Origin of the sequence: Streptomyces sp. Y1, assembly GCF_041053115.1 — a bacterium.
Taxonomy (GTDB): domain Bacteria; phylum Actinomycetota; class Actinomycetes; order Streptomycetales; family Streptomycetaceae; genus Kitasatospora; species Kitasatospora rubellomurina.
The window spans coordinates 7,411,325-7,431,820 of sequence record NZ_CP163445.1 but is presented as its reverse complement, the minus strand read 5'-3'; the positions used below and the strand labels follow the sequence as shown (position 1 = coordinate 7,431,820).

Here is a 20,496-nt window from a genome sequence, read left to right as displayed (position 1 = left end):
GACGGGCGGGGCCGAAGCGCCGCGGCTACGCGGGCGCGTCCTGCAGGTCGTCGATCACCAGGGTGGCCAGCCGCAGCTCGTACACGACCTCGGTGGTGGAGCCGTCGCCCCACCGCTCGGTGAGGTTCACCCGGGTGTGGCCGGCGCCGCTGTCGCCCTGGGCGAGGCTCCAGCCGGTCGGCACGTTCTGGGCCCGGAACACCGGGTCGGCGTCGTGCGCCCGCGCCCACGCGTCGAGCACGGCGTTCAGGTGGGCGGTCAGGTACCGCTGACGGACCGCACGGGCGCCCTGGAGGTCGCCGTCCAGGATGTCGCCGCGGTACTGGGAGAAGAAGCTGTCGACCTGCTGCTCGGCCGGGGTGAGGCTGCGCTGGCTCTGCGCCGCGCGCGGCGGTTCGGCGGCCGGGGCCGGGGCGGCGGCGGGCAGGCCGACGAGGGACAGGGACAGGACGAGGACCGCCGGGGCGGCGGTTCGGAGTCGAATCATGCGCCCAGTCTGCGAGCCCTCGGTGGCGCTCCGCGGCTGCCGCGCGGACGCCGCACCGGAAGTCGGCCGATGACGCCGGACGGCCGACGGAGGAACGCGCACAGGCCCCGGCGGGGAATCGCCGGGGCCCGTGCGCGCGGTCGGCCGTCAGACGGCGGCGAGCAGTCCTCGGCCGAGCCAGTCGGCGTTGTCCTTCACGCCCGGCAGGACGAAGAAGTACCCGCCGCCGGTCGGCGAGATGTAGTCGACCAGCGGCTCGTCGACGAGCCGGGTCTGGGTGGCCTCGAACTGCCGCGCCACGTCCTGCTGGTAGCAGCAGAACGCCAGGCCCATGTCGAGGTTTCCGGCCTTGTCGATGCCCCGGTCGTAGTTGTAACCGCGGCGCAGGATGCGGGAGTTGTCGGTGTCGGCGGTGCGCGGGTTGGCGAGCCGGATGTGCGCCTTGAGCGGGATCGCCTTGCCGTCCGGGTCCTTGCCGTAGTCCGGCGCGTCGGTCTCCAGGTGGCCGTCCAGCGGGGCGCCGGTGTCGCGGCGGCGGCCGAACATCTTCTCCTGCTCGGCGAGGGTGACGCGGTCCCAGAACTCGATCAGCATCCGGATGATCCGGATCACCTGGTAGCTGCCGCCGGTGGCCCAGGCGGGTTCGCCCATGCCGTCGGTGACCCAGATCAGCCGGTCCATCTCCCGGGCCGACTTGGTGTCGGGGTTGACGATTCCGTCCTTGAAGCCGAGCAGGTTGCGCTGGCTGCCGTCCGGGCGGGACCGGTTCTGGAAGCCGTCGATCCGCCAGAGGATCTGCATCGCGCCGCGGGTGTGCCGGGTGATGTCGCGCAGCGCGTGCAGGACGGTGTCCTGCTGGTCGGCGCAGATCTGCAGGGAGAGGTCGCCGTGCAGTTCGGCGGCCTGCAGGTTGTCGTTGGGGAAGGTCTTCATCGGCGTCAGCTTGGCCGGCTTGGCCTTGGCCAGCCCGTAGCGGTCGTCGAAGAGCGAGGCGCCGACCCCGACCGTGACGGTCAGGTTGTCGGTGGTCACGGTCGGGCCGAGGATGCCGCTGTCGGAGGGCGGGGCGCCGACGCCGAGGTCGGGCGGGGTGCCGCCGGCGGTGAGGAAGCGGATCCGCTCGGTCAGGGTCTTGAGGAGGTCCTCCAGGCCCTTGCGGTCCGGGGCGATGACCTGGCAGGAGACGAAGGCCGCGTAGCCCTGCTGCGGGGTGGTGATGCCGGCCTGGTGGTCGCCGTGGAACGGTACGGCCCCGCTCTTGGCCTCCTTGCCGTCCCCGGCGGCGGCCGGGGCAGCGCCGAGCGCGAGGGACGTCCCGCCGGCTATCACGGCGGCCCCGGCGCCCGCGCCGAGCGCGGCGCGCACGAAGCTGCGCCGGGCCGGTCCGGCCGGGCAGCCGCCCGCCTCGGCGGCCTCGACCGGCGCGGCGGCGTGCGGGAACGGGCAGGAGCCTCCGGCGGCTGCGGTGTGGTCGGTCATCAGGCGGCCTTCCGGATCTCGAGCAGGGCGGGGATGGGCGAGAGGTCTTCGAGCAGCTGCCCGGTGGCGCCGTTGAGCTGCCGGCGGGTGTCGGCGGGGAGCTGGTCGAGCGGGGTCCAGCCCTCGGCCTTGTGGGCGGCGGCGACGAGGTCGCCGACCCGCTTCATCCCGGCGTCGGCGCGCACCAGCACCTGCGGGTCGCGCTCGTCGAGCAGCGGCTTGAGGACGGTCAGCAGTTCCTGGGTGCCGGCCAGGTTGGCCTGGGTGGTGGCCAGGTTGGTGCCGCTGCCCTGGTCGGTGTCGCCGGTGAGCTCGAACTGGAGGGTGTTCTCCAGGATCTCGTGGGCGCGCAGCGGCAGGTCGCCCGGGTCGAACTGCTGCCCGGGGAAGTCCTGCTGCAGCTTGGTGACGTCGCCGGTGAGCTGGTCGGCGACGGGGGTCAGCTCGTCGACGGACTGGCCGTGCCAGAGGCCGTACTCCAGGCGCAGGAAGCCGGTGAAGTCCTTGTCCTTGGCCTTGTCGGCGAGGCCGTCCGGGCGCCCGTTGATCTTGCCGTCGAGGTCGGCGAAGGTGCCGTAGGCGGCGCCGAGCGAGGCGTACTGCAGGTGGGCGGTGAGCCAGTCCGCCTTCGCGGTGGCGAGGTCGCCGGCGTGGACGTCGGCCTGCAGCTTCGCGGTCTCGGTCACCAGGGTGGCGAGGCCCTTGTTGACGTAGTCCTTGTAGGCGTCGAGCGGGGCCTTGAGGTCGTCCTCGGCGACCGGCTTGACGGCCTTGACCTCGACGCCGCCGGCGACGTGCACGGCGGAGGAGGTGACGGCCTTTCCGCCGGTGGGCACGCAGCGCCAGGCGTAGTCGCCGGAGCCGATGGTGGCGGTGAGCGCCCGGGTGGTGCCGGGGGCCAGGCCCTCGATCTCGCCGTAGACGGCTCCGGTGCCCGGGTTGACCAGGTACACCTCGGAGACCTTGTCCCCGGTGTTGTGCATCTGGAACACCTGCTGGCCGGGCAGCGGGGCCTTGAAGCCGCTGCCGCACTCGTCCTCGGAGACGGCGACGGTGGAGGAGCTGTCCTGCTTGCCGTCGCTGACCGCGATCACGGTGCCGGCCACCACGGCGGGGACGGCGATCAGCGCGGCGGGCAGCACCCAGCGCGGCCGGCCGGAGCGCGCGGGCGCGGCGGCCTTCTCCGCGTCGGCGCCGGCGGCCTTGGCCTCGGCCGCCTTGGCCGGGGCGGGCTGACCGCCCCGGACGCCCTCGATGAAGAGCGTCATGACGACGCACAGGTAGGCGACGTAGCCGACGACCTGGAGGACCGTCATGGTGACGGTCAGGTTGAGGGTGCCCTGCACCAGCGTGGCGTACCAGGAGGAGGCGTCCAGGTGCCCGCTCAGGTCGAAGGCGTACGTGCTGCCGCCGCCGACCAGTCCGGACTCCTGCAGGTCGCGCAGCCCGTAGCCGAGCACGCCGGCCGCGACGACGATCAGGCCAGCGCCGGTGATGGTGAAGAACCGGGTGAGGTTCATCTTCAGCGCGCGGCGGTAGAGGCCCCAGCACAGGCCGCTGGAGAGCACCAGGCCGACCGCGGCGCCGATCAGCGGGCCGGTGGACTCCCCGGCGGTGCGCACGTTGGTCCACAGGAAGAGGGAGGTCTCCAGGCCCTCGCGGGCGACCGCGAGGAAGCTGGTGAGCACCAGCGCGCCGGCGCCCATCGCCAGCGAGGCCTGGACCTTCTCCTTGATCTCGGCGGAGAGGGTGCGTGCCGAGCGGCGCATCCAGAACACCATCGCGGTGACGAAGCCGACCGCGATCAGGCTCAGCACGCCGCCGAACGCCTCCTGGGCGTGGCCGGAGAGGTTGGCGGCGGTGAAGGTGAGCACCGCGCCGAAGCTGAGGCTGAGTGCGACGGCCGCCGCGACGCCCGTCCACACCTGGGGCAGCCGGGCCTTGTGGCCGAAGCGGACGAGCGTGGCGACGAGGATCGACACGATCAGTCCGGCTTCCAGGCCCTCGCGTAGCCCGATCAGAAAGCTGGGAAACGCCTCATCCCACATGCAGCGGGCTCCTCCCCCCGGGAAACCCGGGCCGGTCGTACCTGTTCTGGACGCCCCGGACGCCGGCGGCGGGCGGGGCGGCACAGCCGAACGCCCCGGACGCACGGTCCGGGGCGCATGGGCTTAGCTTAGGCAAACCTTAGAGGTGTCGAGGTCAACTGAACCCCTCGGAAAGGTAAGGGTTCGGTATGAGGATGCCTGTGCGCACGTCAAAACGGCGCGCCGGCGGGCACTTCTGCCGCTTCCCGGGCCGGTCAGCCCCACCACTGCTCGGGGACGGCCTCCGACTCGGCCGCGACGGCCACCGGTTCGGCGGCGGTGACCAGCAGCCCGCCCCCGGCCGTCTCGGCGACCAGGTGGCCGCGTTCGCGCAGCACCACCGCGGCGGCGCCGCTCACCGCCGCGCGGACCTCCCCGGAGAGCGGCCCGCCGCCCTCCCCGTCCGACGGCCAGTCGACCAGGACGCCCTCGGGGCCCGGGCCGATCCGCAGCGGGGAGGCGCCGGGCGCGGTGTCGAAGCCGGCGCCGGCCAGGGCCTCGGTGACGGACGCGCAGAGTTCACGGTGTTCCACCATTGGCGCAGCGTAGGCGCCGGCCGCGCGACCGGCGGGCGCGGCGCGCGCCGAAACGGTTCAGCGGCACCCGGGCGCAGCAGCGCGGACCGTTCGGCCGTCCGGCGGTCGACCGATCGGGCGTCAGGACCCCCCGTCCGGCCCGACACGAGCCGCCGGACGGGCCGATGGACGTGCACAGTCGGCCCCCTGCCGACAGCATGACAGAGTAAGCGATCCATCACTCTGAGCAGCGGGTCCAGCGGATCAGGCCGATCCGCACGCCGGTGCGACCGGCAGGCCCGTATCGAGAGGTCCCATGATCACAACACTTCGCCGGCCTGGGTTCCCGCCGGCGGGCCTGCACCTCGGCACGCCGCGAACGCCGGGGAGCCCGTCGTGAGCACCGACCAGCAGTCGCGGCCGGGACCGGTCACCAGCACCCGCGCCAAGCCCGCCAACAAGGCCGAGGCCCTCGCCGACTGGGCGGACGGGCGGCTGGGCATCTACTCCCTGGCCAAGGCCAACCTGCGCAAGATCTTCCCGGACCACTGGTCCTTCATGCTGGGCGAGGTCGCGCTCTACACCTTCGTCATCATCATCCTCACCGGCGTCTGGCTGACCCTGTTCTTCAACCCGAGCATGGGCGAGGTCGTCTACGACGGCTCCTACGTGCCGCTCAAGGGCATCCAGATGTCGGAGGCCTACGCCTCCACGATCAACATCAGCTTCGAGGTGCGCGGCGGCCTGCTGATGCGCCAGATCCACCACTGGGCGGCGATCGTCTTCATCGCGGCGATGCTGACGCACATGATGCGCGTCTTCTTCACCGGCGCGTTCCGCAAGCCCCGCGAGATCAACTGGATCTTCGGCGCGCTGCTGCTGTTCCTCGGCATGTTCGACGGCTTCATGGGCTACTCGCTGCCGGACGACCTGCTCTCCGGCACCGGCATCCGGTTCATGGAGGGTGCGGTGCTCGCCGTGCCGATCGTCGGCACCTACCTGCAGATGTTCATCTTCGGCGGCGAGTTCCCCGGCCACGACATCATCCCGCGGCTGTTCACCGTCCACATCCTGCTGATCCCCGGGGTCATGCTCGGCCTGCTCGCGGCGCACCTGATCCTGGTCTTCTACCACAAGCACACCCAGTTCGCCGGGCCCGGCCGGACCAACGAGAACGTGGTCGGCATGCCGCTGCTGCCGATCTACATGGCCAAGGCCGGCGGCTTCTTCTTCCTGGTCTTCGGCGTGGTCGCGGCGATGGCGGCGATCGCCACCGTCAACCCGATCTGGGCGTACGGCCCGTACCGGCCGGACCAGGTGTCCACCGACGCCCAGCCGGACTGGTACATGGGCTTCTCCGAGGGCCTGATCCGGGTGATGCCCGGCTGGGAGATCAGCGTCTGGGGCGGCCACACCCTGAACCTCGGGGTGTTCATCCCGCTGATGGTCTTCCCGACGGTGCTGCTGATCATCTGGTGCTGGCCGTTCCTGGAGGCCTGGGTCACCGGCGACCGCGGCGAGCACCACATCGCCGACCGGCCGCGCAACGCGCCGGTGCGCACCGCCTTCGGCGCGGCCTGGATCAGCCTCTACCTGATCCTGCTGGCCGGCGGCGGAAACGACCTACTCGCCACCCACTTCCACCTGTCGATCAACGCGATCACCTACGCGGTGCGGATCGGCTTCTTCGCCGTGCCCGTGGTCGTCTTCGTGATCACCAAGCGCTGGTGCCTCGGCCTGCAGCGGCGCGACAAGGAAAAGGTGCTGCACGGCCGGGAGTCCGGTGTCATCCAGCGGCTCCAGCACGGCGAGTTCGTCGAGGTGCACGCGCCGCTGCCGCCCGGCCGGCTGTACACCCTCACCTCGCACGACCAGCCGGAGCCGGCCGAGCTGCCGCCCGCGGTGGACGAGAACGGGGTGGCCCGCAAGACCAACGTGTGGACCCGCGCCCGGGTGAAGCTCTCCCGCGGCTTCTACGGCGAGGGCAGCCAAATCGCCAAGCCCACCGTCGAGGAGCACCGGGAGATCAGCAGCGGCCACGGCCACCACTGATCCCCACCCCGGGGAACCCCCGGGCAGCACGGAGGCCCGCTGCGCCGTCACCGGCGCGGCGGGCCTCTTCGTGGACTCAGCCCCGCAGGGCGGCGGGGACGACGGCGAACAGCGCCGCCGCCAGGGTGACGGACAGGCAGAGCGCCGCCCAGCGGGCGCAGATCCGCCGGCACTCGGAGCGGTAGCGGGCCGCCAGGCGGCGGCAGCGCTCGACGGCGCGGTCGACGACCTCCTCGGCGTAGCGCAGCCGGTCCGCGGCGTAGGCCCGCTCCAGGTTCTCCCGTTCGGCGGCGGGCAGCCAGGGGAACTGCTCGGCGAAGGCCCGGGCGTCGCGTTCGGCCGCCGCGATCTCCGCCTCCCAGGCGAGCAGGCCCTCCAGCCGGGCGATCCCGACCCTGGACTCCGTACGGCCGACGCCCGCGGGCCTGTCCTGCCGGGGGGCCCGCGTTCTCGGCGGACGCCGTCTGCCAGCCATGACCGCTCCTCACGTGCTGTCGGGTCGTCCCGCCCGGTTCGCCGGGCGGGACCTCGCTCCTGCGGCGGGTCGCCGCGCGACCAGGCAACTACTACCAGTGACCAAGCGCAGGTCCCGGGGCGACTCGCCGACCCTCCGGGGGGACGGCGCGATCCGACCGAACCGGCAGTTCGGAAGTTGCGTGTCACGCAGACTTGCGCGACACGCAACTTTCGCGCGAGAGTGGGCACATGACGAAGGGGCAGCCCGGACTGCGGGAACGGAAGAAGGCCGCGACGCGGGACGCGATCAGCTGGGCCGCACTGTGCCTGGCCGTCGAGCGGGGACTGGAGAACGTGCGGGTGGAGGACATCGCGGCCAGGGCCGGGGTGTCGCCGCGCACCTACAACAACTACTACTCCAGCAAGGCCGAGGCGATCGTCTCCCGGCAGCACGACCGGATCCGGCAGGCCGCGGAGGAACTGCGCGCCCGCCCGGCCGGGGAGCCGCTGTGGGAGGCACTCACCCACGCCCTGCTCGCGCGGTTCGACGGCGCGACCGAGGAACCGGACCCGAACTGGACCGCGGCCGTACGGCTGCTGCTGCGCGAGCCGTCGCTGCAGGCCGAACTGACCCGCGGCGCGGTCGTGGTCCGCTCCGGGCTCGCGGCCGCGGTGGCCGCCCGGACCGGGACCGACGCCACCCGCGACCTCTACCCGAAGCTGGTCGCCGCGGCGGCGCTGGCCGCGCTCCAGACCGCCGACGACCACTACCTCGCCGCCGATCCGGTGGTGCCGTACCAGCCGCTGCTCACCGAAGCGCTGCGGCAGGTCGCGGCCGGGCTGCCGGACCCCTCGTCGCAATGAACTCACCGTCCCTGAGGGGGGATTCGACATGAGCAACTCCGCAATGCGCGACTCCGAAGCGCGCGACTCCGAAGCGCGCGACTCCGAAGCGCGCGACTCCGCACCGGACACCGATGTCGTCATCGCGGGAGCGGGCCCGGTCGGCCTGATGCTGGCCTGCGAGCTCGCCCTGGCCGGAGTCCGGCCGGTGGTGCTGGACCGCCTCACCGAGCGCTCGACCGAGCAGAAGGCCAACGGGCTGGCCGGCCAGGTGGTCCGGCTGCTCGACCGGCGCGGCCTGTACGAACCGCTCGGCGGCACCGGCACGCCGCAGCCCGTACCCCGCTTCGTCTTCGGCGCCTTCCCGCTCGACCTGCGGGAGGTCGAGGACAACGCCCTCTACACCCTGCTCGCGCCGCAGCACCGGATCGAGGCGGTGCTCGAACGGCGCGCCCGCGAGCTCGGCATCGACCTCCGCCAGGGCTGCGAGCTGACCGGCTTCACCGACACCCCGGACGGCGTCACCGTCGAGTACCGGGGCCCGGACGGCGACCGCCGACTGCGCGCCCGCTACCTGGTCGGCGCCGACGGCGGGCGCAGCACCGTCCGCAAGCTCGCCGGGATCGGCTTCCCCGGCGTCACCGCCCCCGACCCGGTCTCCCTGACCACCCACGCGATCCTGCCCGACACCGTCCGCACCACCGACACCGGCGCGTTCCTGCTGCCCGGCTGCCCGACGCCGATCGCGCCGTTCACCCACACCCGCACCGAGCACGGCGTGGTCGTCGTCGCCCCGGTCAGCCCGGACGCCACCATCCTCGCCACCATGGAGTGGGGCCGCCCGGCCGCCGACGAGGCCGCGCCGCCCACCCTGGACGAGCTCCGGGCCAGCCTGCTCCGGGTGACCGGCGCGGACCTGGCGCTCGCCCCGGCCCCCGCGCCCTTCCCGCAGGGCGTGCGCCGGCAGGCCGGCCACAACACCCGGCTCGCCGACCGCTACCGGCAGGGCCGCGTGCTCCTGGTCGGCGACGCCGCGCACGCGCACGCCGCCGTCGGCGGGCCCGGCCTCAACCTCGGCCTCCAGGACGCCGCCAACCTCGGCTGGAAGCTGGCCGCCGACGTACGGGGCTGGGCACCGGACGGCCTGCTCGACAGCTACCACCGCGAGCGGCACCCGATCGGGGCGCGGGTGTACATGCACACCCAGGCCCAGATGGCGCTGATGTCCCCGGGCCCCGGGATCACCGCGATCCGCGCCCTGTTCGGCGAACTGCTCGCCCACCCGGACAACCTCGGCCGGATCGCCGCGCTGATGGCCGGCGGCGACGTCCGCTACGCCGTCGACTGCGCCCACCCGCTGGCCGGGCGCTTCGCCCCGGACCTCACCGCCCGGACCTCCCAGGGGGCCGTCCGCCTGGCGGAACTCGCCCGTGGCTCACGCCCGTTGCTGCTCGACCTGACGGGCGGCGACGCCGGTCTCGCGGACCGCGCGGCGGGCTGGAAGGACCGGGTGGACACCGTCGCGGCGGACTGCCCCGAGGCGCCCGCCGGCGCCCTGCTGCTGCGCCCGGACGGGTACGTCGCCTGGGCCTGCGACGCCGGCGCGGCGGACCCGGACGGGCTGGAGCGGGCGCTGCGCACCTGGTTCGGCGCGCCCCGGGGCTGAGCGCCCGCCGCCGGGTGGCGGACACGCGACCCGGGACACGCGACCCGGACACGCGACCCGGACACGCGACCCGGACACGCGATCCGGACACGCGCTGCCGCTGACGCACGGTCAACTATCGTCGTCGCCGACCCGCTCCACCGGGGACGGGCCGCCACCGGACGAGACGGGGAAGCTGTGCGCATCGGAATCATCGGCACGGGCATGGTCGGCCAGACACTGGGGAGCAAGCTGGTCTCGCTCGGCCACCAGGTGACGTTGGGGTCGCGGACCAAGGACAACGAGAAGGCACTCGCCTGGGCCGCACAGGCCGGCCCGGACGGGCACGCCGGGACCTTCGCCGAGGCGGCGGCCTTCGGCGAGGTGGTGCTGAACGCCACCGGCGGCACGGTCTCGCTGGCGGCGCTGCGCGCGGCCGGGGCCGAGCACCTCGGCGGCAAGCTGCTGATCGACCTGGCCAACCCGCTGGTCTTCGACGCCGACGGGCAGGTGACGCTCGACCCGGCGAACACCGACAGCATCGGCGAGCGGATCCAGCGCGAGTTCCCCGAGGCGAAGGTGGTGAAGGCGCTCAACACGGTGAACTGCGCCCTGATGGTGGCCCCCGGCCGGCTGGCCGGCGAGCACCAGCTCTTCATCGCCGGGAACGACGCCGACGCCAAGGCCGAGACCGTCGCCCTGCTCGGCGGGTTCGGCTGGCCGGCCGAGTGGATCATCGACCTCGGGGACATCACGGCCGCCCGCGCGACCGAGATGATGATGCCGCTCTGGCTCCGGCTGATGCGGAAATTCGGCACCGCCGAGTTCAACTACCGCATCCAGCGGGCGAAGTGACCCGACCGGGCCCGCCCCTCCGCGCGCGCACCGCCGCGAGGGGCGGGCCCGGCGCGTCCGCCGGCGGCCGTTGGGGGAGAATGGGCCGCATGTCCCGACGCCGCTCCGAGCCCCGCCCCGCCGCGCCCCGCGCCGCCGCGCCCCGGCTGCTGCCCTCCTCCCCCTGCCCGTGCGGCCTGCCCGCCGGCTACGGCGACTGCTGCGGCCGCTACCACCGGGGCACGGCCGCCGCCACCACCGCCGAGGCGCTGATGCGCTCGCGGTACAGCGCCTTCGTCGCCCAGGACGAGGCCTACCTGCTGCGCACCTGGCACCCGGACACCCGGCCCGCCGAGGTGGACTTCGACCCGGGCCTGCGCTGGACCGGCCTGGAGGTGGTGTCCACCTCGGACGGCGGCGCCTTCCACGCCGAGGGGACGGTCGCGTTCCGGGCGAGCTGGACGCAGGGCGGCGAGCGGGGCGTGCTCGCCGAGCACAGCCGCTTCGTCCGGCACGAGGGCGCCTGGGTGTACCTCGACGCCCTCTCGATCGGCTGATCCGCGCCGGCGGCCCCCGCGGGCGGCTACAGGTAGTCGTCCAGCCGGCCCAGCGAGAAGCCGGCCGCGGTGACGTCGTTGACCACCTTGCGCAGCAGGTCCGGCATCGTGGCCTTCCAGATGTCGGGGCCCCGGAAGTGGGTCAGGATGATGTCTCCCGGGTGGAACTCCCGGTCGTCGTAGCGGTAGTCCATGTGGTCCGGGAAGGCCTCCTCGTTCCACAGCGGCACGGCCTGCACGCCGCAGGAGGCGGCGGCGCGCAGCGTGTCGTCGTTGTACTCGCCGTACGGCGGCCGGAACAGCCGGGGGCGGACGCCGATCTGCTGCTCCAGCTGGTCCTGCTGGTTGCAGATCTCGCCGCGCTGGGTCTCGTAGTCGAGGACCTTCAGGTTGCGGTGGTTGATGGTGTGGTTGTTGATCTCCACGCCCTGGGCGTGGAGATCGCGGAAGTAGCCGTAGTTCTCGCGGGCGAGGTAGTCGGAGACGAAGGCGCTGAGCGGGATGCCCAGTTCCTCGGCCATCCGGTTGAACTCCGGGTCCTTCTCCCAGCCGTCGTCGACGGTCAGGAAGACCACCTTGTCGTCGGTCGGCACGCGGTAGACCACGGGCGGCAGACCGTCCTTGATCTTGACGCCGGTCATCGGGGTCAGGGCCGCCCTGGTCGCCGGGCGCTGCGGGGCCTTGATCGGCGGGCGCTCCAGGCCCCAGCGCTGCGCGGTCTCGAAGGCCGCCCGGACGGCCGCCTCCTGACGGGCCGCCGCCTCGCTGCTGGTCTCCTCCTCCTTGCGGGCGAGGCCGGGCAGCTGCGGCGGCGCGGCGTTGGCGGTGCCGTTCGCGGCGGTGCCCTCGGCGGCGGCGGTCGCGGCGTTGACGGCCTTGGCACCGTTGGCAGCGTTGGCGGCGTTGGCCGCGGCGTTGGCGGCCGGGCGCTCGGGCGCGGGCCGGGCAGGGCCCGCGGGCCCGGCGCAGCCGGCCACGACGGCGGAGAGGCAGACGGTGGCGAGCAGGCCGGTGCGGGCCGGGTGCCGGCCCTGCCGGTTCTGCCGACTCCCCCTCAAACCCCCATTAATCCGACAATCTGATGGTCTGTTCATAAGGGCACTGCTCCCCCGTGCTGCGCCCCCGCCAATCCCCCCGTCACCCGCGCGGGGCAACGACGCGCCGAGCGCCTTGCCGTTCCTTTGCCGCGGCCCGGCCGTTCCTTCAGGTCGTGCGGCGTCGGATCCAGAAGAAGCAGAGACCCGAGAGTGCCGCGGTCATGGCCGTGTAGAGCGCTGCCTCGATCAGCTGGAAGGGCCAGTAGCGGGAGTTCGGCTGGTAGGTGGCGGTCACGTGGAGGTCCTGTCCGGCCAGGCAGTCGACCGTCTGGCTGAACCGGCCCGGCCGCAAGCAGTCATCGATCTTCTCGGCGCCGGGTGGTCGACCGGTCGAGTCGACCGCGTGGCCGGCGGACACGACCCCGGCGCCGGGGAGGGAGATGCCGCCGATCCGCCGGCCCTCCACCGCACTGGCGGAGACGACCGAACGGGAGCGGGAAGTCCTGACCCTGGTCGGCCTCGGCCTGTCGAACTCCGAGATCGCCGCCCGGCTGCACGTCAGCCTGTCGACCGCCAAGACCCACGTCGGACGCCTGCTCATGAAACTCGGCGCCCGCAACCGGGCCCAACTCGTCATCTCCGCCTACGATGCCCGCCTGGTCCACCCGGCAGCCATGGCTGAACCACACCGCACCGGTGCTGGCTGAGCCCGTGTCCCACCGCCCGAGTGCTCCCCTCCGGCCCCGCGACCGGGCTGCGGCCCGGCCCGTCGGTCCTCCGCCGTTCCGCGAAACCCGATTGCGTCCGGGCCGCGGCGAAGTGGATCATGCGCGCATGACGAACCCCGCGCCCCGCCGCTCCGACCTCTGGACCGTCACCCCGGCCGACGTGAACTCCCCCGAGGCCCTGCAGCTCCTGCGCGAGTACTACTACGACGTGGCCAACCGCTACTACCTCCTCCACTTCGCCCGCGAGTGCACCCCCGAGGAACTGGAGACCGGGCTCGCCGCCTCCGGCAGCGAGCACCTCGTGGCCCCGAGCGGCGTCTTCCTGATCGGCCGCTACGACGGCGCCCCGCAGTCCTGCGCCGGCCTGCGGCTGAGCGACGACGGCACCGCGGAACTGACCCGCGTCTTCGTCCGCCCGGACGTGCGCGGCACCGGCGGCGGCGCCCGCCTGATGGCCGCCGTCGACGAGGCCGCCCGGGGCCTCGGCGTGCGCCGGATCGTCCTCGACACCCGCCTCGACCTGGTCGAGGCCCGCGCCCTCTACCTCCGCAGCGGCTACCGCGAGATCCCCGCCTACAGCGGCGGCCCGTACGCCGAGGTCTGGTACGGCAAGGAGCTCACCGGCCTCGGTCGGTAAGGACGTCACGAAAGCGGTCGTCAGCGCCTTCGAGCGCCGCCGCGCCGCGGCCGGAGGGCGCCGAGGGCCACCCGGTCGTCCGGTTCGCCGGGCGGCCGGAGCTGGTCCGGCGCCGCCGGAGGCCGTCGCCACGACGGTCCGGGTCTACCGGGCGCCCGCGTCGTCGTGGTCGTCGTAGTCGTCGTAGCGGGCGAGGGCGGCCGCGAGTTCGGCGGCCGAGGGCGGGTTGGCGCCCGGGCGGGAGACGGTGAGGGCGGCGGCCGTCACGGCGCGGGTCAGGCAGCCGGGGAGGCCGGTGCCCGCCGCGCGGGCGTCCAGGAAGGCGGCCGTGAAGGAGTCCCCGGCGCCGACCGTGTCGGCCACCGGCACCGGCACGGCGGCCGCCCGCACGTACCCGCCCTCGGCAGTCAACGCGAAGGCGCCCTCCGCGCCCAGGGTGACCGCGACCACGGCCGGCCCGAGGGCGAGCCACCGCTCGGCGACCGCCTCCGGCCGCTCGTCCGGGTACAGCCAGGCCAGGTCCTCGTCGCTCGCCTTGACCACGTCGCTCAGCGCGACGCACCGCTCGACCCGCCGGACGGCCTCGGCCCGCTCGCCCATCAGTGCGGGGCGCACGTTGGGGTCGTAGCTGACCGGCGCCCGGCCGCGCCAGCGCTCCACCCGTGCGAGGACCGCCGCCGCGCCCGGTTCGGCGACCGCGCCGATCGAGCCCAGGTGGATCGCGGCGGGCGCCACGGCGGGCTCGGTCGGGTCGGTCGGATAGGGGTCGGTCGGGTCGGTCGGGGGGAGCGTCCAGCCGATGTCGAAGGTGTACTCGGCCCGCCCGAGGCCGTCCAACCGCACCACGGCCGAGGGCGTCCGCGCCGCCTCGGCCGCCCGGACCACCACCCCGGCCGACTCCAGGTGCGCGCGGATCAGCCGCCCGTTGGCGTCCGGGCCGAGCTCGGTGAGCAGCATGGCGGGGCGGCCGAGGCGGGCCAGGCCGTAGGCGACGTTCGCGGGGCTGCCGCCGGGGTGCACGCGGTCCGGGGCGCCGTCCGTGCGGACGATGTCGGCGACGCACTCGCCGATCACCAGGACGGGTGGTTCGGGGCTGGTCACGGCGGGCTCCTGGCATCCGTACGGGGCGTCGTCTCGGCCGCCAGCCTACGCGGGGGGCGCCGGGCGCCGGGCACCGCAGGGCACACGAGTACGGCCGCCGGATCTGGCCAGAGCTCCGGCGGCCGTGGCCCCGTCCGTCAGGGGACGAAGCACCTCCGACACTAGGCGGGCCCCGGCCGCCCCGCCAGCACGCTGGGCCGTCCGGGGGAGCCCCGCGTGTCGTCGACGGGCCGTCGGGAATCCCGCCCGGCCCGGCCCGGCGGTCCGCTATCGTCCGACGGTGATCCCGCTGCCCGGGCGCCGCGCCGCCCTCGCCCTGTCGCTCGTGCTCGGTGCGGCACTGCTGTCCGCCAGCGCCCCGGTGGCCACCGCAGCGGACGGCCTGGGCGATCCCGTGTTCCCCGCCCTCGGCAATCCCGGATACCAGGCGCTCGCCTACGACCTGGCCTTCGACTACCGGGCCGACTCCCGTACGGTGCGCGGCGACGCCACCGTCACCGCCCGGCTCACCCGTACGCTCGCCGAACTGCGGCTCGACGCGCTCGGGTTGGACGTCCGGTCGGTGCGCGTGGACGGGCGGCCGGCCCGGTTCGCCGCCCGCGACGAGAAGCTGGTCGTCACCCCGGACCGGCCGCTGCACCGCGGCAGCACCGCCCGGCTGACCGTCGAGTACACCGCCGACCCGCGCGCCGCGCTCCCGCACACCGCCTGGGTGCCCACCCCGGACGGCTTCGCGGTCGCCGGGCAGCCGGACGCCGCGCACACCGTGTTCCCCTGCAACGACCACCCCAGCCAGAAGGCCCGCTTCACCGTCGCCGTCACCGCGCCCGACGACCTGCTGGGCGTCGCCACCGGCGAGTTGACGGACACCGAGCACCACGACGACGGCCGCACCACCCGCAGGTACACCTCCCGCGAGCCGCTGGCCACCGAACTGCTGCAGGTCTCGGTCGGCCGGTACACCGTCCGCGAGCGCACCGGCCCGCACGGCCTGCCGCTGCGCGACGTCGTCCCGACCGCGCGCGCCGCCGAACTCGAACCCGCCCTCGCCCTCACCGCCGACCAACTCGCCTGGGCCGAACGGCGTCTCGGGCCGTTCCCGTTCGAGACCTACGGCATCCTGCCCGCCGACACCGACGACCCGGAGGCGTTCCGCTTCACCGGCCTGGAGACCCAGACCCTCACCCTCTACAAGCCCGGTTTCCTGCGCCAGGCCGAGCCCGCGATCGGCTCGCACATGATGCACGAACTCGTCCACTCCTGGTTCGGCGACAGCGTCTCCCCCGCCACCTGGGCCGACCTCTGGCTCAACGAGGGCCACGCCGACCTCTACGGGCTGATGTACCGCTACGAGCGCGGCTGGCCCGACGCCTCCGGCCACACCACGCTGGCCGACCGGATGCGCGAGGTCTACGGGCAGGGCGACCAGTGGCGCCACGACTCCGGGCCGGTCGCAACCCCCACCGCCGCCGACCTCTTCGGCGAGCAGCGCTACCTCGGCGGCGCGCTGGTGCTGTACGCGCTGCGCGAGAAGGTCGGCGCCGAGACCTTCGACCGGATCGAACGCACCTTCCTGCGCGAGCACCGCCACGGCATCGCCACCACCCGGGACTACGAGCGCACCGCCTCCGCGGTGTCGGGGCAGGACCTGGGCGGCTTCCTCGACGACTGGCTGTACGGGCGGCGCACCCCGCCGATGCCGGGGCACCCGGACTGGACGGTCGCGCCGGTGGGGTCGGGCGCGGGTGCGGCGGCGCGGGGCTCGGCGGTGCGGGGCTCCGCGGCGCAGGGCTCGGCGGTGCGGGGCCGGGCGGGCGCGGCGCAGGGGTCCGGGACGCTCTGACGGCGCCGCCCCGCCCCGCCGACGTACGCCCCGGCGCGCCGGTCCGCTTCCGGGCGCCCGTGCGTACGCCTGGCCGGGCCCGGTCCGGGCGGCGATCGTGGTGCCCACGGCCCGCCCGCCGCCCGGCCGAGTCCCGGCCGGCGCGCGGGCCGTCCACGTTCGTGCGCAGATTTCCCGCCCGGGCAGGCAACCCGGACCGGCCCCCACCGCGTTCACCAGCCGTGAGAGCTTCACCGACGACGCGGCCCACCCGGCCGCCACGGCTGACAGGAACGGCACGGACACCATGGCGGGAACGGCGGGATGAGCGAAGCGACACCGGACTTCACCGAGTTCGTCGCCGCGTGCGGCCCGAAGATGCTGCGCGTGGCCTGGCTGCTGACCGGGACCGGCACCAGGCCGAGGACCTGCTGCAGACCGCGCTCGCCAAACTCTGGCCGCGCTGGGGGCGGATCGCGCTCGACCGGCCCGAGGCGTACCTGCGCAAGGTGCTCGTCACCTCGCACGTCTCCTGGTGGCGCCGCCGCTGGACCGGCGAACTGCCGCACGACGACCTGCCGGAGCCGCCGACGGACGCGGACCCGTACGAGGGGGTGGTGCTCGGCCAGGTCGTCGCCGAGGCCGTCCGGGGGCTGCCGCCGCGCCAACGGGCCGTCGTGGTGCTGCGGTTCTTCGAGGACCTGAGCGTCGAGGAGACCGCCGAGGTGCTGCGCTGCTCCCCCGGCACGGTCAAGAGCCAGACGCACCGCGCGCTCGCCGCGCTGCGCGGACGGCTGCCGGACCGCGAGCTGCTGCTGACCGGGGGGCCTCGTGAGCGCGTCTGAATTCCGCTGGGACGAGCCGGAGGAGCAGGCGGAGCTGGAGGAACGGCAGGAAAGGCAGGAACGGGAGCTGCGCGACCTGCTCCAGCAGGCCGTACCGCCGCTGCCGACCCCGGAGGACCGGATGCAGCGGGTGCTCGCGCGCGCCGACCGGACGCGTGCCCGCAAGCGGACCGCCGGACTCGCCGGCGGGTTGACCACCGGGCTGCTCGCGGCGGTGCTCGCCGCCGCGCCGGCCCTCGCCCCGTCGCCCGGGGCCGACGCCGCCGCGGGCCGGGGACCGGCCGGGGTCGCGCCCTCGGCCTCCGTGTCCGCTTCGCCCGGCGTCGAGACGGCGATCGCGACCCGGTTCCCGATCTACGGCCTGATCGGGGACCTGCCGCCGGGCTGGAGCGCCCGGACCTCGGCCGACGCGCCCCGGGACGGCGTCGAGCACCTGGCCAACGTGCCGTTCGACCGCTCGTCCCTCTGCAGGGCCACCGACCCCGGCTGCCTGCCGGTCGAGGCGCTGCCGGTCGACGGCGCCGTGCTCACCGTGCGCCTGGGCGGGCCGACGGAACCCGACCCCGGCGAGCCCGGTGCGTTGACGTCCCTGTCCACCGTCCCCGCCGGCACGGTGTGCGCCGCGCGGGGCGGTACCGGGGAGCTCGTCGGCCACCGCCGAATCGAGGCCCTCGGAAAGCCGGTGCGGATCGAGCTGACGGGCTGTCTCCGGGAGCCGTCCGGGCGGACGCTCGCGCAGATCCGGCAGGTCATCGAGTCGATCCGGTCCCCGCAGCCGGCCGTCGCCTCGCCGTCCTCGCCGTCCACACCGTCCGCGCTGTCCTCGCCGTCCTCGCCGTCCGTGCCGCCCGTGCCGCCCGTGCCGCCCGCGCGGCGCTGAGCGGCGGCCGCTCCCGGGGCGGGCGGCCACGGCGGGCCCGCCCACGCCGGGGTGGGCGGGCCCGCCGGGTGAGGGGGCTCGGCCGGGCTCGACTGTCAGTGGGTGCTGCTAGCGTCCCGAGCACGATCGAGGAACGGTCGGAACACGAACGGGGGTTCTCTCATGGGTGTCGAACTGCTCGCGCGGAGCGGACCGCGGACGGGCGGCGTCGAGGTGGACGACCGGTGGACGGCGGTGAGCGGCACGGACGTCCCACGGCCGTCCGGCGGGCTGATAACCGCGGTGCGGCCGGTCGTCCCCGGCCCCGGTGGGCGAACGGTCCACCGGGCCTGACGCGGCCTCCCCGTGCGCTGCTTCACGCCGGATTCGGCGGCGTTCCGTAACCCGGGCGGCGGAACGCTCGTTGGACCGGCCATGAAGAAGCGCAGCATGCTCGCCGTCGCCTCGCTCGCCGTCGGCGTCGTGGCCTCCCTGACCGCTCCCTCCGCGCACGCCAGTGCGGTCGGGGGCCAGGAGGGCCTGCCCGGGCCGCTCAGCAGCGCCCCCGACGTGGTGCCCGGCCAGGTCGGGGACGCCGGCGGGGTGGTCGGCCACGCCACCGGGTACGTGACCGGCTCGGCGGACGGGCTGGTCGGGGTCACCCCGGCCTAGCCCGACCGGCCTGCCGGCACTCCCCGCGCCCGGCTCAGGGCTGCGGGGCGCCGAGGTCCTGGGTCCAGTAGGTGCCGGACGGGGTGGTGGCGATGCCGACGCCGACGTCCTTGAAGCCGCAGTCGAGCATGTTGGACTGGTGGATGCCGCCGTCCATCCAGTCGGAGAGGACCACGGCGGGGGCGCTCGGGCCCCGGTCGAGGTTCTCGCCCCACTGGGACCAGCGGTAGCCGGACGCGGTGATCCGGGCGTCGGCCCGGGCGCCATCGGGGTTGACGTGGTCGAAGAAACCCCGGGCCACCATGTCGTCGGTGTGCTTCTGGGCGGCGGCGTGCAGCCGGGGGTCGATCCGCAGGGGGCCGCAACCGGCCTTCGCGCGCTCGGCGTTGACCAGGTCGATCAGCTGGCGCTCCGGGCTGGGCGCCGGCGGGGTGCTCGGCCGCGCGGTGGCCGTCGAGGTGGCCGAGGCGGTCGGTGTGGGGGTGGCCGTGGGCGTGGGCTCCGCGGTCGGAGTCGGGGTCGGGGCCACGACCGGGGCGGGCGCGGCGGAGACCGGAACGGCGAGGGTCGTCGGGGTGTCCGGGGCGGTCGGCGCGGGCGGCGTGCTCCTCGGCGGTTCGTCGTGCTGCTCGTGCTGCGGCCAGACGAACGCGAGGGTGGTGACGGCCAGGACGGCTGCGGCGCTCCCGGCCAGCACGGCCTTCCGGGTCGCGGTGCCCGTCCGGCTGGCGTGGCCACCGTGGCCGGTGTTCGTGCCGCCCGCGTTCCCCGCGCTGTTGCCGTTCCCCGCGCCGCTGCCGTTCCCGGCGCCGGTTCCGTGGTCGGCACCGCCTCCGGTTCCGGTGCCGGTGCCGCTCGGGCTGGGCGTGGCAGGCGCGGTGGGTGCGGCGGGCGTCCCGGCTGCGGTCGCCGCGGCCTGCTGGAGCTGCAGCACGCTCGGCGGGTCCAGCGGGATCGGCACCAGGGCGAGGCCGGCCAGCAGCCCCTCGGCGGGGAAGAGGTCACGGCCGAGGCGGTCGCAGTCGGCGCAGCCGCGGATGTGGCGGGCGATCCGCTTGCGCCACACCGAGTTCGGGGTGCCGTCGAACCCGGCGGTGACCTCGGCGAGTTCCGGGCAGCGGGGGTAGGCACTGAGGGCCCGGACCACGATCCGTCCGGCCTCCAGCTGCTTCTTCATCCGCTGCACGCGGACGGCGGTGTGCTGCGGGGTCAGGTCGAGGGCCTCGGCGAGTTCGGTGCGGGTGAGTTCGCCGGAGGCCTCCATCCACCACAGGGAGAGCAGTTCGCGGTCGTCCGGGTCGAGCCAGCGGGTGGCTTCGGCGACCTCCCGCCGCTGACCGGACAGGCCCAGGCGCAGGATGGTCAGGTCGGTGAAGTCGCCCCGGGGGTCGGCGAGTTCCCAGGACTCGTCGAGGCCGCCGACGATGGGCTGCTGCTGGCCGGCGGCGTGTCGGCGGCGGATCTGGTTCATGGTGATCGCGATCAGCCAGGACCGGAACGACGACGGGTCGCGCAGCCCGTCCAGGCCGTCCAGGGCTCGGATCATGGTCTCCTGCGCGACGTCGTCGACGTCGGCGTGGCCGCCGAGCGCGCGGCCCGCCACGTTGTAGACGAGCGGCAGCCAGGTGGCGACCAGCGCCTCCTGGGCCTGCCGGTCGCCGCCCTGGGCTTCGCGGACCAGGGTGGTCCCGGTCCCGTTCCGCAGGTCCCTGCCGTGCACGTCAGCGTTCATGGTCCGCACTCCGTCTTGCCGTGTATCCGTCCGCCGCTGCCTCCTGGGAGACCCGTGGGGAGTGATCAGATAACAACAATGTGCACCGAATCGGAAAATCGGCTCGGA

The 20,496-nt window shown here is 74.4% G+C and carries 18 protein-coding genes and 2 pseudogenes; 11 read left to right on the top strand and 9 right to left on the bottom strand.

Annotation, left to right across the window (positions count from 1 at the left end; genetic code table 11):
• Positions 1 to 25 precede the first annotated feature (25 nt).
• The 4 genes from AB2U05_RS32185 to AB2U05_RS32170 all read right to left on the bottom strand — a co-directional run bounded on the left by AB2U05_RS32185 (position 26) and on the right by AB2U05_RS32170 (position 4,589).
• A complete protein-coding gene (locus AB2U05_RS32185; RefSeq protein WP_369185087.1) occupies positions 26 to 487 on the bottom strand; it encodes a hypothetical protein in 462 nt (153 codons plus the stop codon).
• A gap of 147 nt (positions 488 to 634) precedes the next feature.
• The gene (gene efeB, locus AB2U05_RS32180) at positions 635 to 1,966 is read right to left on the bottom strand and encodes an iron uptake transporter deferrochelatase/peroxidase subunit (RefSeq protein WP_045693909.1); all 1,332 of its coding nucleotides are present in this window, start codon (positions 1,964 to 1,966) and stop codon (positions 635 to 637) included.
• Complete coding sequence (gene efeU, locus AB2U05_RS32175; RefSeq protein ID WP_369185086.1) at positions 1,966 to 4,014, bottom strand: iron uptake transporter permease EfeU; 2,049 nt, start codon at positions 4,012 to 4,014, stop codon at positions 1,966 to 1,968. The genes efeB and efeU overlap by 1 nt, the downstream gene beginning before the upstream one ends.
• Before the next feature lie 254 nt (positions 4,015 to 4,268).
• A complete protein-coding gene (locus AB2U05_RS32170) occupies positions 4,269 to 4,589 on the bottom strand; it encodes a hypothetical protein (protein ID WP_045693907.1) in 321 nt (106 codons plus the stop codon).
• Positions 4,590 to 4,964: 375 nt separating this feature from the next.
• Between AB2U05_RS32170 and AB2U05_RS32165 the strand changes: the two genes are divergently transcribed.
• Positions 4,965 to 6,620, top strand: a complete 1,656-nt coding sequence (locus AB2U05_RS32165) for a cytochrome bc complex cytochrome b subunit (protein WP_369185085.1) — start codon at positions 4,965 to 4,967, stop codon at positions 6,618 to 6,620.
• A 76-nt stretch (positions 6,621 to 6,696) separates the two neighbouring features.
• Here the strand turns inward: AB2U05_RS32165 and AB2U05_RS32160 are convergent, their stop codons facing one another.
• Positions 6,697 to 7,095, bottom strand: a complete 399-nt coding sequence (locus AB2U05_RS32160) for a hypothetical protein (RefSeq protein WP_369185084.1) — start codon at positions 7,093 to 7,095, stop codon at positions 6,697 to 6,699.
• A 230-nt stretch (positions 7,096 to 7,325) separates the two neighbouring features.
• Between AB2U05_RS32160 and AB2U05_RS32155 the strand changes: the two genes are divergently transcribed.
• The 4 genes from AB2U05_RS32155 to AB2U05_RS32140 all read left to right on the top strand — a co-directional run bounded on the left by AB2U05_RS32155 (position 7,326) and on the right by AB2U05_RS32140 (position 10,955).
• Positions 7,326 to 7,940, top strand: coding sequence for a TetR family transcriptional regulator (locus tag AB2U05_RS32155; RefSeq protein ID WP_369185083.1), 615 nt, complete (start codon positions 7,326 to 7,328; stop codon positions 7,938 to 7,940).
• A 28-nt stretch (positions 7,941 to 7,968) separates the two neighbouring features.
• Positions 7,969 to 9,585 carry an FAD-dependent monooxygenase gene (locus AB2U05_RS32150; protein ID WP_369185082.1) on the top strand — a complete coding sequence of 539 codons (1,617 nt, stop codon included), beginning with the start codon at positions 7,969 to 7,971 and terminating at the stop codon, positions 9,583 to 9,585.
• A gap of 177 nt (positions 9,586 to 9,762) precedes the next feature.
• Positions 9,763 to 10,419, top strand: coding sequence for an NADPH-dependent F420 reductase (locus AB2U05_RS32145; RefSeq protein ID WP_369185081.1), 657 nt, complete (start codon positions 9,763 to 9,765; stop codon positions 10,417 to 10,419).
• 89 nt (positions 10,420 to 10,508) lie between these two features.
• Positions 10,509 to 10,955 carry a YchJ family protein gene (locus tag AB2U05_RS32140; RefSeq protein ID WP_045710935.1) on the top strand — a complete coding sequence of 149 codons (447 nt, stop codon included), beginning with the start codon at positions 10,509 to 10,511 and terminating at the stop codon, positions 10,953 to 10,955.
• A 26-nt stretch (positions 10,956 to 10,981) separates the two neighbouring features.
• On the opposite strand, the gene AB2U05_RS32135 is transcribed toward AB2U05_RS32140, so the two are convergent.
• Both AB2U05_RS32135 and AB2U05_RS32130 read right to left on the bottom strand, forming a co-directional pair.
• Complete coding sequence (locus AB2U05_RS32135) at positions 10,982 to 12,013, bottom strand: polysaccharide deacetylase family protein (protein WP_369185080.1); 1,032 nt, start codon at positions 12,011 to 12,013, stop codon at positions 10,982 to 10,984.
• 145 nt (positions 12,014 to 12,158) lie between these two features.
• Positions 12,159 to 12,410 (bottom strand): hypothetical protein, encoded by a 252-nt coding sequence (locus AB2U05_RS32130; RefSeq protein ID WP_369185079.1) that lies wholly within the window; start codon positions 12,408 to 12,410, stop codon positions 12,159 to 12,161.
• A gap of 46 nt (positions 12,411 to 12,456) precedes the next feature.
• Here AB2U05_RS32130 and AB2U05_RS32125 point away from each other — a divergent pair.
• A pseudogene (locus tag AB2U05_RS32125) lies at positions 12,457 to 12,699 on the top strand (response regulator transcription factor); the annotation flags it as partial.
• Positions 12,700 to 12,826: 127 nt separating this feature from the next.
• Positions 12,827 to 13,357, top strand: coding sequence for a GNAT family N-acetyltransferase (locus AB2U05_RS32120; protein WP_369185078.1), 531 nt, complete (start codon positions 12,827 to 12,829; stop codon positions 13,355 to 13,357).
• Positions 13,358 to 13,501: 144 nt separating this feature from the next.
• Here the strand turns inward: AB2U05_RS32120 and AB2U05_RS32115 are convergent, their stop codons facing one another.
• Positions 13,502 to 14,458, bottom strand: coding sequence for a carbohydrate kinase (locus AB2U05_RS32115; protein WP_369185077.1), 957 nt, complete (start codon positions 14,456 to 14,458; stop codon positions 13,502 to 13,504).
• A gap of 325 nt (positions 14,459 to 14,783) precedes the next feature.
• On the opposite strand from AB2U05_RS32115, the gene AB2U05_RS32110 reads away from it, so the two are divergent.
• The 4 genes and pseudogenes from AB2U05_RS32110 to AB2U05_RS32095 all read left to right on the top strand — a co-directional run bounded on the left by AB2U05_RS32110 (position 14,784) and on the right by AB2U05_RS32095 (position 18,656).
• Positions 14,784 to 16,301, top strand: coding sequence for a M1 family metallopeptidase (locus AB2U05_RS32110; RefSeq protein WP_369186026.1), 1,518 nt, complete (start codon positions 14,784 to 14,786; stop codon positions 16,299 to 16,301).
• Positions 16,302 to 16,604: 303 nt separating this feature from the next.
• Positions 16,605 to 17,125, top strand: a pseudogene (locus AB2U05_RS32105) (SigE family RNA polymerase sigma factor).
• On the top strand, positions 17,112 to 18,005 hold the full coding sequence (locus AB2U05_RS32100; RefSeq protein ID WP_369185076.1) for a hypothetical protein: 894 nt from the start codon (positions 17,112 to 17,114) through the stop codon (positions 18,003 to 18,005). Before AB2U05_RS32105 ends, AB2U05_RS32100 begins: the two are co-directional and overlap by 14 nt.
• 414 nt (positions 18,006 to 18,419) lie before the next feature.
• On the top strand, positions 18,420 to 18,656 hold the full coding sequence (locus AB2U05_RS32095; protein ID WP_045693879.1) for a hypothetical protein: 237 nt from the start codon (positions 18,420 to 18,422) through the stop codon (positions 18,654 to 18,656).
• 34 nt (positions 18,657 to 18,690) lie between these two features.
• Here the strand turns inward: AB2U05_RS32095 and AB2U05_RS32090 are convergent, their stop codons facing one another.
• Positions 18,691 to 20,388 (bottom strand): sigma-70 family RNA polymerase sigma factor, encoded by a 1,698-nt coding sequence (locus tag AB2U05_RS32090; RefSeq protein ID WP_369185075.1) that lies wholly within the window; start codon positions 20,386 to 20,388, stop codon positions 18,691 to 18,693.
• Positions 20,389 to 20,496 lie beyond the last annotated feature (108 nt).